This is a genomic window from Herbaspirillum aquaticum, assembly GCF_002213425.1.
GTDB lineage: Bacteria > Pseudomonadota > Gammaproteobacteria > Burkholderiales > Burkholderiaceae_D > Herbaspirillum > Herbaspirillum aquaticum.
Genome location: NZ_NJGV01000008.1, coordinates 224,016 through 237,752 on the forward strand (window position 1 = coordinate 224,016; position 13,737 = coordinate 237,752).

The following is a 13,737-nucleotide window of genomic DNA, read 5'->3' on the forward strand; positions in this document are numbered from 1 at the left end:
CCTTAATTTTTTCTGATCATGCTCTTTCTCTCCCATCCTTCCCTGCAAGATTGCCGCCGCCTGTTCCTGCGCAACTACGAGGTGTTCATCAACATCGGCGTGCACGAGTTCGAAAAGAAGGGTGAGCAGCGCATCCTGATCAATGTCGACCTCTACGTCCCGCTGGCCGAGACCACCCCGACCGCCGACCACCTGGACGAAGTGGTGGACTACGATTTCATCCGCTCCACCATCGCCGAGCGCATGGCGCGCGGCCACATCCACCTGCAGGAAACCCTGTGCGACGACGTCATGACCGCCATGCTGGCCCACCCCAAGGTGCGCGCGGTGCGGGTGTCGACCGAGAAGCCGGATGTGTATCCGGATTGTGATTCGGTGGGGGTGGAGACTTTCCGGATCAAGGCTTGATCCACATCGGCCAGATTGCTTTGTCCTGCTGACCCCGCTTGATGCGGGGTTTTGTCTTTTCGACCTTCATTTGTTCCCAAAGCGACGATTGCCAGCTCGGGTGCTTGCGCGTAAAACGCAACGCAAGATCAATGTGGAAGAACTTGGAAGGAGCACGGCATGCAACTCAAACTGATACGCACCCGCAAGGATTACCGCGCCGCGCTGGCTGAAGCGGAACGCCTCTGGGACGCGCCCGCCGGGTCGGAGCAAGCCGACCAGCTCGATGTGCTCACCCTGCTGATCGCCGATTACGAACGTGCGCACTTTGCCATCGATGATCCCGATCCAATCGACTTCCTGCTGCACGTGATGGAAGCACGCGGTCTCTCGAGCAATGATCTGGAGCCTGATCCGGGATTGTTGCAAGTGTGAACTAAGCCAGAACTAAAAAAAAATGCCGCCCAGTCTGCACTGAACGGCATTCATTCCGGCAAGGCAATCCCGCCTTCCCTCCTTACATTCCCATATACCTGCCCGCCCGGTGATTCAAGGCAATCACCAGATTGGCCGTCACCGCCCCGAGGATGGACGCCAGCAGCACGCGCGGCGTCACCACGAACAGCGAACACAGCACGATCACCACATCCACGCCCATCTGCAGCTTGCCGGCGCGCAGGCCGTAGCGGTCCTGCAGGAACAGCGTCACCACGTTGATGCCACCCAGGCTGGCCCCATGGCGGAACAGCATCACGAAACCCACGCCCATCAGCAGTCCACCCAGCACCGCGCTGTAGAACAGGTCCAGCTTGGCATAACCGATGAAATGCGGATGCATCAGCGAAAAGCCCGACACCAGCGCCACCGCAAAGAAGGTCTTGCCGGTAAAGCGCAAGCCCATGCGGCGAAACGCGAAATAGTAGAACGGGATGTTGATGGTGAAGAACACCACGCCAAAGGGCAGCCCCGTCAGGTAATGCGTCAGGAAGGCCAGGCCGGCGGTGCTGCCGGTCAACAGGCCTACCTGGCTGTACATGTTCACCGCCAGCGAGACGAAGAGCGTACCGGCCACCAAGGCCAGCACGTCTTCATAGCTCTTGTGGCGCAGGTCGGCCGCAGAAACGGCGGCCTTGCTTGCCACTTCAGCCACGCAGCACCTCGGCCATGGTCTCGGCCACGCGTGCAACGTTGCTGTCGTTCAAGCCCGCCACGCAGATGCGGCCGGTGCCCACGGCATAGACGCCGAACTCGTCACGCAGGCGATCGACCTGGGCCGCGGTCAGGCCGGTGTAGCCGAACATGCCGTTCTGGCGCAGCAGGAAGGAGAAGTCCTGGTCCGGCACCGCGCTCTTCAATTGCGAGGCCAGCTTGACGCGCATGTCACGCACGCGCACCCGCATCTCTTCGACTTCGGCACGCCATTGCGTGGCCAGCTTGTCGTCGTTCAGCACATGCGCCACCAGCAGCGCGCCATTGCGTGCGGGGCTGGAGTAATTGCGGCGCACGGTCAGCTTCAGCTGGCCCAGCACGTTGGCGGCCTGGCCTGCCTGCGGGCAGAACACCGACAAGGCACCGATGCGCTCGCTGTAGAGCGAGAAGATCTTGGAGAAGGAGTTCGACAGGAAGAAGGGAATCTGGCGACGCACCGCTTCACGCACCGGCCAGATGTCGTCGTCCAGGCTTTCGGCAAAGCCCTGGTAGGCCAGGTCGAAGAAGGGCAGCAGGCCGCGCTGCTCGACCACGGCGATGATCTGCTCCCACTGCGCGCGGGTCGGGTCGACGCCGGTCGGGTTGTGGCAGCACGGGTGCAGCAGCACCACGGCGCCCTTGGGCAGGCTTTGCAGCTTGTCCAGCATGCCCTCGAAGTTGAGGCCCTTGGTCTGGGCATCGTAGTAGGGATAACGCTCGGTCTTGAAGCCGGCGCCTTCGAAGATGCCGACGTGGTTGTCCCAGGTCGGGTCCGGCAGCCAGATGGTGGGCTGCGGGAAGAAGCGCGCGATCAGGTCGGCACCGACCTTCAATGCGCCCGAACCGCCCAGGGTCTGGACGATGGCCAGGTGCTCGGGGGACGGCAGGTCTGCACCGAAGAGCAGCTTGGCCACGGCCTGGCGATAGGCGGCATGGCCTTCCATGGGCAGGTAGACGTAGGGCGCGCCGGTCTCGGCCACCGCAGCCGAAGCGGTTCGCACAGAGGGCAGCACCGGCACCACGCCACGGCCATCGGTGTAGATGCCGATGCTCAGGTTGACCTTGTTGCTGCGCTCATCGCGCTGGAATTGTTCCATCAGGCTCAGGATGGGATCGCCGGCATACGGCGGGAGATGCGAAAACATGAGGACCTCGTCAATGTGGGAAAACGCCGATGCCGGCACAGTCCAGCTTGTCCGGCAAGACCGCCATGGTAGCGCGGCACGGGAAAAAATTCCCGTCCCGCGTGCCACCTGTGCGTTTTTTCACAGGTATTTTTTCAGGCGGAAGTGATAAATGCCCACGCACACCAGGCTGATGGCCGCGCAAACCATCAGGTAGTAGCTGGGCGAGACGGGGTTGCCGGTCTTGCCCACCAGCCAGGTCACCATGAAGGGCGTGAAGCCGCCGAAGATGGTTGCTCCCAGGCTATAGCTGATGCCCATGCCGCGCACTCGCGTGGCCGGCGGGAAGATCGAGGACAGCACCACCCCGAGCGAACCGAAATAGACCGCCTTGAGGATGCCGGCCCAGATCATGATGGCCATCATCACCCACACCGTCGGCATGGCGATCACCCAGACGAAGGAGCCATAGATGGTGGCCAGCGTCAGCACCGTGGACACCACCATGATGCGGGCCCGGCCCACGCGGTCGGCCAGCATGCCCATGAAAGGCGCGCCGATCATCAGGATGGCGCCGGTCACGGCGGCGGCGGCAAAGGCGGTGGACTGCGGCAGGTGCAACTGCTTGATGGCATAGGTCGGCATGTACAGCAGCATCAGGTAGGTGGCGGCGGTGGAGACCGAAAGAATGCCCATGGCCACCAGCACCCGCGTGACCTGCAGGCCCCAGCTGGCATCGTCCTCGCCGGCCACCTGCACCTTCTTCGCCATCGGCACTTCATCGATGTGACGACGGATGTACAGGCCCACCGGTGCGATCAACAGGCCGAAGGCGAACGGCAGGCGCCAGCCCCAGGCGGAGATCTGCTCGGGCGTGAGCCACTGGTTCAGCAGGAAGCCGGCCAGCGCCGCCATCAGGGCGGCCGCACCCTGGCTGGAGAATTGCCAGCTGGCCATGAAGGCGCGGCGCTTGGAGCCGGTCTCGGTCAGCAAGGCCGTGGCCGAACCGAATTCGCCGCCCGCTGACAGCGCCAGCAGGATGCGTGCCACCAGGATGCCGATGGGTGCGGCCACGCCGATGCTCTCGTAGGTCGGAATGACGGTACAGATCAGGGTGCCAGCCACCGTCATCGACAGCGAGACCAGCAGCGCCGGCTTGCGCCCCACCTTGTCGCCATACCAGCCCAGCAGGATCGCCCCCAGCGGACGGAACAGATACGACAGCCCGAAGGTGGCAAACGTGACCAGCAGCGAGACCGTCTCATCTCCGGTCGGGAAGAACAGCTTGGAGATGGTCACGGCAAAGAAGCCATAAGCGACGAAATCGAACCACTCCAGCGCATTGCCGATCGAGGAGGCGACGATCAGTCGCCGCGTGCGCGCGGCCGACATCGGCGCGGGCGCCGCTTCTGCTGCTGGAGAAATTTCCGGTGTTGCCGAGGGTGACGCTGCGTTCATGGTCGTGTTCCCGTTGGAAGATGGACTGCGCTGGCTTGCGTTCGTGAAGATGAAATGAAAAAAGGGGGGATTCAGGCAACCGCAGACTGCGCCCGCTGCTGGCGCACCTGCCGTCCCTGCTGGCCGATATCCCACAGCAGGCCCGCCATCAGCTGCAGGCCTTCGCGCGCCACCGGTGCGAGCAGGTGTTCGTCCGGCGCATGCTGCGAGCAGGACGGATAGGAATGCGGCATCCACAGCGTGGGCAGGCCCAGTGCTTCCGAGAAGCAGTGATTGGGGATGGTGCCGCCCAGGTTGGGCAGGATGGTCACGGGCTTGCCGCCGGTCTCCTGCAGGGAATCGGTGGCCAGGCGCACCCAGGCATCGTCGGGATCCAGGCGCGTAGCGGGCGCGGCGGCCTGGATCTCGATCTGCACATCGGCATAGCCGTGTTCATCGAGATGGCGGCGCAGGCTCTGCTGCACGTCTTCCCACACCGTACCGACCACGAAGCGCAGCTGGAACACCGCCTGTGCCCGTGCCGGAATCGCCCCCACCGGACGCTGCGCATTGCCGGCCTCGAAGGCGATCAGCTCCAGCGTATTCCAGGCGAACAGACGCTCACCGGCGCTCAGGCCGGGCTCGCCCCACTGTGCATCGAGCTCCGGATCACCGGCATCGCTGCCCACCGCAAAGTCGCGTACCAGGGCACGCACCCGTTCGCTCACGTTACGCGGACGCATACCCGGCACGCGGATCACGCCGCGACCATCCACCAGCGAGGCCGCTGCATTGGCCAGCACCGTGGCAGGATTGCGCAGCACGCCACCCCAGTTGCCGGCATGGTGCGCGCCGTTGCCGGTATCGAGCACCAGCTTGAACTGCAGCGCCCCGCGCGAGCCGAGAAACAGCGTCGGGCTGGACGCCGCCAGGCGCGGGCCATCCGAGGCCAGGAACAGGTCGGCCTCCAGGTAATCGGCGTGATCGCGGCAAGCCTCGTAGAGACCGGGCGAACCCACTTCCTCACCCATTTCGAAAATCATTTTCAGGTTGCAGCCCAGCTTGCCCCCGGCTGCCTCGATGGCGGCGGCCAGCGCTCCCAGGTTGATGCTGTGCTGGCCCTTGTTGTCGGCAGTGCCGCGACCATACCAGCGATCGCCATCCGAGCTCAGCTGCCAGGGCGAACGGTCCTGCTGCCAGCGGCCTTCCTGGCCGTTGACCACATCGCCGTGGCCATACATGAGCACCGTCACCGCGTCAGCCGATTCGATGCGGCGCGCCAGCAGCAGTGGCGGTGCGCCTTCCACCGGGTTGGCAATCTGCTGCGTCTCGAAGCCCATTGCGGCCAGCGCCGGTGCGATCTCTTCGCGCAGGTAGGCGGCCAGTTCATCGGCACGTGCGGCGTTCTGGCTTTCGGTCGGCAGCGCGATGCGACGTTGCAGGTCACGCTGGAAACGGCCCGAGTCAAAATATTCGGCGGCCAGGCGAAGGGCGGTGCTGCGGGACATGGAGGACTCCGGGTGAACTGTCATTGGAGACGATTCTAGGAGCCGACATGGTTTCCAACAATGTCAATTTTTAAAACGGTCCTTTCGCAAATTAGCAAAATGATTTATTGTGTTTTACGGCCCATTCCAGCCCAAGAATCGTGCATGAATTGCGCATTCAAGCGGTCATTTCGTGCACCGTGATCCCCATGCACCATGATGGCCTTGCGCAGCTTTGCAAGGATCTTTCTCATTGATTGCCGAATTCAGAAAGTTATTCCCGCCATGCAAAGTACCGCCCTTCGCTATTTCTACCAGGTCGGCCGCACCGGCTCCCTGACCGCCGCCGCCGAACGGCTGCACGTGGCCGTCTCGGCAGTGAGCCGCCAGATCGCCAAGATGGAAGAAGAAACCGGCGTGCCGCTCTTCGAACGCCGCGCGCGCGGCATGGTGCTCACGCCCGCCGGCGAAGTGCTGATGGCCTTCGCGCGGCGCAACCTGCTGGAGGTGGAACAGGTCATGGCCGAAGTGAAAGGCTTGCACGCCGTCGGCCAGAGCGTGGTCACGCTGGCCTGTTCGGAAGGCTTTGCGTGGGACCTGCTGCCCAACGTGATGGCACACTTCCGCGAGCAATATCCGGGCATGCAGTTCAAGCTCAAGGTGGTCGGCGCGGCCAAGGCATCGCAGATGGTCATCGATGGCGAGGCCGACATCTCGGTCACCTACAGCCTGGGGCCGGTGGAGGGCCTCAACATCGCCTACCGCGAGTCGGGACCAATCTTCGCATTGATGCGGCGCGACCACCCGCTGGCCGCGCGCAAGCTGCTGTCCTTGAACGATCTTTCACCTTACCCGCTGGCCCTGCCCGAGCAGGGCTCCACGGTGCGCCAACTGTTCGACATCGCCTGCGGCATGCGCGGGCTGCTGTTCGCACCGGTCTTCACCAGCCATTCGCTGGGCGCGGTCTACCGCTTCACCGCCCGCTCGGCGGATACGGTAGCGCTGGGCGGCTTCCTCACCGTGCAGGAACGCGCCGAGGAAGATGCCATGGCCCTGGTGCCGATGGCCGAGAGCGAACTGCACCAGCGCACCCTGCAGGTCCAGACCATGGCCGGGCGCAAGCTGCCGCCGGCGGTGGCGGCCTTCATCGATTTCCTGGTGGCGGCGATCCGCCAGATCCGTACACGGCACGAACTGGGGGCGCTGCAGGCCGACAAATGAGGCAATGGACACCCCGTAAAAGGACCACAAGACGGCCCGGATGAGGCATCCATGCGACGCTTGCCCCGCAGCAAGCCACGCAGAAATGGCAGGATCCGGCGCTGCATGAGAAAATGCCGGTCCTCCGCCCGCACGCAGCCTTCCGCCCCTATCCCTTCCGGACATGGATGAGCGGCAACATTGCTCGTCCGGCAGCAACAGCCTACCGATTGAAGGAATATCCCATGAACGACATTGCCACTGCAGTGCAACTGTCCGACCTTGCCGACCTCGATGCTTCCTCCGCCCAGGAGCAGGAAGAACGCGGCCAGCCCGAAGTGACCGCGCGCGGTTCGCGCCGCTTCGAGCTGCTGGAAAAGAACATCCGCCGCCTGACCGGCCGCGCCATCGCCGACTTCGACATGATCCGCGACGGCGACGTCATCATGGCCTGCATGTCGGGCGGTGCCGACAGCTACACCATGCTGGACACGCTGCGCTACCTGCAGACAGTGGCACCGGTGAAGTTCGAGATCATTGCCGTGAACCTGGACCAGAAGCAGCCGGGCTTCCCCGAGCACATCCTGCCGCAATACTTCGAGCGCATCGGCGTGCCCTATCGCATCGTCGAGGAAGACACCTACAGCATCGTCAAGGAAAAGATCGCCCCCGGCAAAACCACCTGCTCGCTGTGCTCGCGCCTGCGCCGCGGCATCCTGTATCGCGTGGCCAAGGAGCTGGGTGCGACCAAGATCGCGCTGGGCCACCACCGCGATGACATCCTGCACACCTTCATGCTCAACATGTTCTACGGCGGCAAGATCAAGACCATGCCGCCCAAGCTGATCGCCGACGATGGCGAGAACGTGGTGATCCGTCCGCTGGCCTACGTGCGCGAGCCGGACATCAAGAAATATGCGGCGGCCATGGAATTCCCCATCATCCCCTGCAACCTGTGCGGCTCGCAGCCCAACCTGCAGCGCCAGGCCATGCGCGAGATGCTCAACCAGTGGGAGAAGACCAATCCCCTGTGGATCAAGAGCATGTTCACCGCCATGGCCAACATCACGCCCTCTCACATGCTGGACCGCAGCCTGTTCGATTTCACCCGGTTCACCGCCGGGGCGGGCAAGGAAGCCCACGGCGATACCCTCTTCGACCGCGACGACAAACTGGACCAGGGCCAGTCGGTGATCAACCTCGTCTGACAACACACGATACGGGACGGCTCATGCCGTTCCGCAAAAACTTAGTCCAACGAGACACTGCGTTCCACCTCATCAGCAGGAAACGCCCCTGTGGCGCGGCTTTCCCGCCCATGCCCGGTTCCTGCTGGATGATGCAAAAGTAAATTTTTGTTGTCATCCGGCTATAGTCGGGGAATGAGCATCAAAAACCCTCCTCTTCCACGCTTGAAGCAGAAAACACGCATGTTCTAATCTGTCCCATCGCAATGTATTGCCGCAAGGCTGCATTGCCAGGGAAGAAAAAACACAACCATGCAGTCGTGGTTTCGCAGGGAAACGTGGTCCTGGCCAGCACGATGGCCGGGCTGCGTGGTTTCGCCATCCGCGTGACTGATTGGCTTGCCGCCATCACGCCTCTGCACCCGAACGACTCTCTGCCATACGTGTATGAGGCTGCCTGATGGCTAACTTTTGGCGCGACAAGCGCGTTTTCATCACCGGTCATACCGGCTTCAAGGGGAGCTGGCTGACGCTCTGGCTGCACCTGATGGGGGCGCGCGTGAGCGGCTATGCCCTGCCGGCGCCGACCAATCCCAGCCTGTTCCACCTGGCGCGCCTGCACAACTGCGTGCAGACCACCACCGGCGATGTGCGCGATCCGCGCCACCTGGCCGAGACGCTGGCGGCGGTGCAACCCGATGTGGTTTTCCATCTGGCCGGGCAGCCACAGATCAGCCAGGCCTTTCTTAATCCTCTCGATACGTTCGCCACCAACATGATGGGCACCGCCCATCTGCTGGAGGCAGTGCGACATACGCCGAGCGTGCGGGGGGTAGTAATCGCCACCAGCAACAAATGTTACGAGAATCGGGAGTGGCTATGGGGCTACCGTGAAGACGATCCCATGGGTGGACGTGATCCCTTCAGCAGCAGCAAGGGAGCGGCCGAACTGGTCACGGCCGCCTATCGGCGCTCCTATTTTTCGGACGAAAAGAATAGTCGGGTGGGTGTAGCGTCGGTACGGACCGGCAATGTCATCGGCGGTGGCGACTTCTCCCCGGAGCGCCTGCTGCCCGACTTCATCCGCGCCCTGGAAAAAGAAGAGCCCGTCGTCATCCGCCAACCCCGCGCCGTGCGCCCTTGGCAATTCGTGCTGGAACCCCTGTCGGGCTATCTGCAGATCGGAAAGCTGCTCTACGAGCACGGCAGTGCGTATGCCGAAGCCTGGAATTTCGGGCCAGCCGACACCGACCTGCAAACCGTGGCCCAGATCTGCGCCACCTTCAACCACTCGTTGCAGAAGAACGATGTGGAACCCATCGAAGTGCGGCTCGAACCCGAACCGGACGACCAGCAACAGGCGGTGCTGCGGCTGGATATTTCCAAGGCACGTCAGCGGCTGGACTGGATCCCGAGGATGGAGCTCTACACGGCTCTTGAGCTGACCGCGCAATGGTATGCCGGCTATGTGAACAATGAGGACCTGCGCGCGCTCTCCGAGAACCAGATTGCCTTTTACCAGAGCCTGACGTAGTGGCGGAATCGCCCCGAACAGCGCTTGCAGAGCGAGAAGGCAGCCCGACCTGACCGGCCTTGTCACCGAAGCGAGCCACCGTACGCACTGCTGGCAGCGCCGTCGGCGAAGTCGCGCCATCAAAAAAGGTGGACCGGAAAATCCCCTGTAATCCTGCCACCCGGCCCGACAAATCCACGTACACTATTATGCATGCCTGTTTCCGGCAGCCTGGCCGGGACGTGGAAAGCAGACGTCATCCCTGCCTACAGGCAAGAGCAGCCAACAACATAAGGTGGAGTCATGTCACTGAACGATCAGCCAACCATTGAGCAATTTATCCAGCAACTCCAGCTTGCTGTCGATTTCCAGGAATCGGTGGAGTTGACGGCCGATACCGTGCTGCAGAGCTTGCCAGAATGGGATTCGCTGGCGGCCCTCGGGGTGATCGTCATGTTCGATTCGGAATATGGCAAGAACATCTCGGGCACCGATATCAAGAAGGCCGCCACAATTCGCGATCTGTACGCACTGCTCGGCTAGGCATGGGGCAATCCACTCTGCACAAGGTGCGCTTCGCGGGCATGGCGACCTGCGTGCCCGGGCGCGTGGTCGACAACATTGACGACGCACCTCCGCACCTGCGCTCGGAACGCGAGCGCCTGGTGCGCAACATCGGTATCCGGCAGCGCCGTCTGTGCGCGCAATGGCAGTGCTTTTCGGACCTCGCCTTCGATGCGGCCGAGGCCTTGTTGGCGGATCTGGCCTGGTCACGGGAACAGATCGACGCCCTGATCGTGGTCACGCAGTCGCCTGACTACATCACGCCGGCCACGGCCATCATCTTGCAGGACCGCCTCGGCCTGCAACAAACGACCATCGCCTTCGACGTCAACCTGGGATGCTCCGGTTATCCGTTCGGCCTGCACATCCTGGGCAGCATGATCGCTTCAGGGGCGGTCAAGAAAGGCCTTCTTCTGGTGGGCGACCGGGGTGGTTCGCTGCGTGATCCGCTGTTTTCCGACGCCGGAACGGCCACTGCGCTGGAATACGATGCCGATGCGCCGCCCATGTACTTCGATCTCAACAGCGACGGCAGCGGCCACAAGGTGCTGATGACGCCGGTAGGCGGCCATCGCGAGCCGGTGCAGCTGCGACACCTGGTCGGTTATCGCGACGAGAACGGCTTTGAGCGCTCGCCGCTGGAACCGGTGCTGGATGGCGCGGCAGTACTGAGCTTTGCAACGCAGCGCATTCCGCCAGCCATCGAGCAGCTGCTGGCTTACGCCAAACTCGATAAAGACGCCGTCGATTATTTCGTGCTGCACCAGGCCAATCGCATGATCAATGAAACCATCCGCAAGAAGCTGGGCTTGCCGGTGGAGAAAACACCGAGCTCGCTGGCCGACTTCGGCAATACCAACGGCGCCTCCCTTCCGGTGACGATCTCGGCGCGACTGCAGGCCAGCCTGAACATGACCAGACACCGCCTCCTCTTGTGCGGATTCGGCGTGGGCTTGTCCTGGGGGAGCGCGATCGTCGAGGTCGACTCGGCACACTTCCCGGCCATCGTCGAATCATGAGCGCCTTGGATCAATTCTCCCTGGTGGGCAAACGTGTTCTGGTGACGGGCGCCTCGTCGGGCATAGGCCGCCAGGTTGCGCTCAGTTGCGCACAGGCAGGCGCGACCATCATATTGAGCGGACGCGACCAGCCGCGGCTGCAGGCAGTGCTGGAGGAACTGGGTGGCGGTTGCCACGATCAGTTCGCCTGCGACCTGATCGATGATGACAGCATCGCGCAACTGGCACAGCAAACCGGCCGGATCGATGGCGTCGTCCATTGCGCTGGCGTGGCAATGTCAGTGCCTGTGCGCCAGGCCACACGCGATCATGTCGAGGGCATGATGCGCATCAACAGCGTGGGGCCGATGCTGCTGACGCGTCAGCTGTTGTTGCGCAATGCCATCAATAGTGAAGGGGCGATCGTATTCATCACTTCGATCTCGGCCAATGCCATCGGTGTGCCCGGAATCGCCGCGTACAGCGGCAGCAAGGCCGCGCTTGAAAGCATGGCGCGTTGCCTGGCCATGGAAGTCGCCAAACGCAAGATCCGCGTGAACTGCATCGCTCCCGGCTTCGTCGAAACCCCCATGCTCCAGCGCGGCCGCGATCACATGGCCGATGCGGTCGACGGCACGGCGCTGCGCTACCCGCTGGGCATCGGGCAGCCGGAAGATGTCGCCAACGCTGCCATCTTTCTGCTCTCGCAGGCCAGTCGCTGGATCACCGGGACTTCCCTGGTGATCGATGGCGGCCACACCGTACGCTGATCATGTCGGACCAACTTGTGATTGTCGGCGCAGGCGGTCTTGGCCGCATCCTGCACGACTGGTTATCCCGGGACGCTGCCCTGCGCCAGCGCGCCGACATCGTCGGCTTCCTCGATACCCGTCCCGATCCGGCGCTACCACCCGGACTGGATTGTCCGTTGCTCGGCAATCCCCTGGATTATCAGATACAGCCGGGTCAGCTGTTCGTCTCCGCTGTTGGCGCACCGGCCTTGCGCAAGCAGTTGCTCGATCCCCTGCAGGCTCAAGGCGCCGCCTTTCTGCGCTATGTCGAGCGCGCCATAGTGGGGGCACGTACCGAACTCGGCGAGGGCGTCTTCATGATGCCCGGTGTCGAGGTGGGAACCGATAGCCGCATCGACGCGTTTGCCTTCCTCGATACCGCCACCCTCATCGGCCATGATGTGGTGATCGGCAGTCACTGCATGATTGGCGCGATGAGCTTCGTTGCCGGCGGCGTGCACATCGGGGACAGTGTCACGGTGCATCCGCGCGCAGTGATCGCCAAGGGGGTGCATATCGGCGCCGGTGCGACCATCGGAATTGGATCGGTGGTGGTCAAGGATGTACCACCGGACGTGACGGTGTTCGGCAATCCGGCCCGGATCATTTCAACTTGAGCGGCATGCTTGTGCCGAACTGAATGGGCGCTCCATCATGGCCAATCTGACATTCTCGCAATACCGGATCACGGCGATTGCCAGCAGCGTGCCGCCGGCACTGCGTTCCAGCCATGCGTTCGCCGAGAAATATGGCGCCGCCTACGTGGAGAAGATCATCAAGAACGTCGGCGTGCTGCAAGGCTATGTTGCCGATGACAAGACCACCACCTCGGATCTGTGCGAACACGCGGCCAACACCATCATTGAAGAGCTGGGCATTGCGCGTGATTCAATCGACGCGCTGCTCTTCGTGAGCCAGACGCCGGATTACATCGCGCCATCGACTGCGTGCGTGCTGCAGGAGCGGCTAGGCCTGTCGGTGGACTGCCTGGCGCATGACATCAATCTGGCGTGCTCGGGATTTGTCTACGGACTCAACGCCGCACTGTCCTACCTCAGCAACAGCGGGATGGACCGTGTGCTGCTGCTGTGTGGTGACACGGTGAGCAAGCATTGCTCGCCGGACGACCGCGGCCTGGTCATGCTGTCCTGCGACGCCGGCTCGGCTATTCTGATCGACAAGGACACGACGACATCCGATCAGGCCTGTTTCAAACTGCGCACGATGGGCTCTGGCTATCGTGCGCTGATCGTACCCTATGGCGGCTATCGCCACCGGCATGGCGAGGTGGCGCGGACCTTGCGCGAACCGGATGTACTGCGCAGCGATTACGACGGTTACATGAATGGCGCCGAGGTATTCCGCTTCTCGATCACCGAGGTACCCAGGCTGGTGCGTGACTTCAAGACTGATTTCGGTATCGATTATGACCTTGTGGATCGTCACTTCCTGCATCAGGCCAATATCTTCATCATGAAGAATGTCGCCAAGCGTGTGGGAATCACCGAAGAGAAAATGCCGGTGAGCATTGACCGCTACGGCAACACCGGCGCTGCCACCATTCCCTTGACCATCTGCGACTGGTATGCCCGCGATGCCGACGGCATGGCCCATGAGCAGATTTCCGTGTGCGGTTTCGGTATCGGCCTCTCGCTCGGGGTGGGCGTGCTTCGCCTGCGCGATACGCGCGTCTTCAAGGTGCGCACCTGCACCAGCCACTTCGAGGACAACATCGATAACCTTCATAACGAAACGGGCAGCCTGGTTAATCTCTGAGGTCACTTTTCCCCACATCGGAGCCGCCGCAGCAGGGCTTGGCATGACGCTGCAGCCGCCGCCGGGAGCGTCCGACGCGCCCGCC

14 protein-coding genes are annotated in these 13,737 nt (G+C 62.6%); 10 read left to right on the forward strand and 4 right to left on the reverse strand.

What is annotated here, in order from left to right:
• Nucleotides 1–18 precede the first annotated feature (18 nt).
• Together CEJ45_RS11055 and CEJ45_RS11060 are read left to right on the forward strand one after the other, a co-directional pair.
• The gene (locus CEJ45_RS11055) at nt 19–408 is read left to right on the forward strand and encodes a dihydroneopterin aldolase (protein WP_008333021.1); all 390 of its coding nucleotides are present in this window, start codon (nt 19–21) and stop codon (nt 406–408) included.
• Between the two features lie 159 nt (nt 409–567).
• Nucleotides 568–822, forward strand: coding sequence for a helix-turn-helix domain-containing protein (locus tag CEJ45_RS11060; RefSeq protein WP_229297011.1), 255 nt, complete (start codon nt 568–570; stop codon nt 820–822).
• Between the two features lie 82 nt (nt 823–904).
• On the opposite strand, the gene CEJ45_RS11065 is transcribed toward CEJ45_RS11060, so the two are convergent.
• The 4 genes from CEJ45_RS11065 to CEJ45_RS11080 all read right to left on the reverse strand — a co-directional run bounded on the left by CEJ45_RS11065 (nt 905) and on the right by CEJ45_RS11080 (nt 5,644).
• Nucleotides 905–1,537, reverse strand: a complete 633-nt coding sequence (locus tag CEJ45_RS11065; protein WP_088755166.1) for a YitT family protein — start codon at nt 1,535–1,537, stop codon at nt 905–907.
• Nucleotides 1,530–2,720, reverse strand: a complete 1,191-nt coding sequence (locus tag CEJ45_RS11070) for an amino acid aminotransferase (RefSeq protein WP_088755167.1) — start codon at nt 2,718–2,720, stop codon at nt 1,530–1,532. The genes CEJ45_RS11065 and CEJ45_RS11070 overlap by 8 nt, the downstream gene beginning before the upstream one ends.
• Before the next feature lie 120 nt (nt 2,721–2,840).
• Nucleotides 2,841–4,157, reverse strand: coding sequence for an MFS transporter (locus tag CEJ45_RS11075; protein ID WP_088755168.1), 1,317 nt, complete (start codon nt 4,155–4,157; stop codon nt 2,841–2,843).
• Nucleotides 4,158–4,228: 71 nt separating this feature from the next.
• Nucleotides 4,229–5,644, reverse strand: a complete 1,416-nt coding sequence (locus tag CEJ45_RS11080) for a M20 family metallopeptidase (RefSeq protein ID WP_088755169.1) — start codon at nt 5,642–5,644, stop codon at nt 4,229–4,231.
• Nucleotides 5,645–5,908: 264 nt separating this feature from the next.
• Between CEJ45_RS11080 and CEJ45_RS11085 the strand changes: the two genes are divergently transcribed.
• The 8 genes from CEJ45_RS11085 (at nt 5,909) to CEJ45_RS11125 (ending at nt 13,652) form a co-directional block, all read left to right on the forward strand.
• A complete protein-coding gene (locus CEJ45_RS11085) occupies nt 5,909–6,844 on the forward strand; it encodes a LysR family transcriptional regulator (RefSeq protein ID WP_088755170.1) in 936 nt (311 codons plus the stop codon).
• Nucleotides 6,845–7,068: 224 nt separating this feature from the next.
• Nucleotides 7,069–8,031, forward strand: a complete 963-nt coding sequence (gene ttcA / locus CEJ45_RS11090; protein WP_206601745.1) for a tRNA 2-thiocytidine(32) synthetase TtcA — start codon at nt 7,069–7,071, stop codon at nt 8,029–8,031.
• Between the two features lie 439 nt (nt 8,032–8,470).
• Complete coding sequence (gene rfbG / locus CEJ45_RS11100; protein WP_187697662.1) at nt 8,471–9,544, forward strand: CDP-glucose 4,6-dehydratase; 1,074 nt, start codon at nt 8,471–8,473, stop codon at nt 9,542–9,544.
• Nucleotides 9,545–9,826: 282 nt separating this feature from the next.
• Nucleotides 9,827–10,066 carry an acyl carrier protein gene (locus CEJ45_RS11105; RefSeq protein ID WP_088755173.1) on the forward strand — a complete coding sequence of 80 codons (240 nt, stop codon included), beginning with the start codon at nt 9,827–9,829 and terminating at the stop codon, nt 10,064–10,066.
• Between the two features lie 2 nt (nt 10,067–10,068).
• The gene (locus tag CEJ45_RS11110) at nt 10,069–11,106 is read left to right on the forward strand and encodes a ketoacyl-ACP synthase III (protein WP_088755174.1); all 1,038 of its coding nucleotides are present in this window, start codon (nt 10,069–10,071) and stop codon (nt 11,104–11,106) included.
• Nucleotides 11,107–11,111: 5 nt separating this feature from the next.
• Nucleotides 11,112–11,855, forward strand: a complete 744-nt coding sequence (locus CEJ45_RS11115; RefSeq protein WP_241517325.1) for an SDR family NAD(P)-dependent oxidoreductase — start codon at nt 11,112–11,114, stop codon at nt 11,853–11,855.
• 2 nt (nt 11,856–11,857) lie between these two features.
• A complete protein-coding gene (locus tag CEJ45_RS11120; protein ID WP_088755176.1) occupies nt 11,858–12,493 on the forward strand; it encodes an acetyltransferase in 636 nt (211 codons plus the stop codon).
• A gap of 37 nt (nt 12,494–12,530) precedes the next feature.
• Nucleotides 12,531–13,652 carry a 3-oxoacyl-ACP synthase III family protein gene (locus tag CEJ45_RS11125; RefSeq protein ID WP_088755177.1) on the forward strand — a complete coding sequence of 374 codons (1,122 nt, stop codon included), beginning with the start codon at nt 12,531–12,533 and terminating at the stop codon, nt 13,650–13,652.
• Nucleotides 13,653–13,737: the final 85 nt, after the last annotated feature.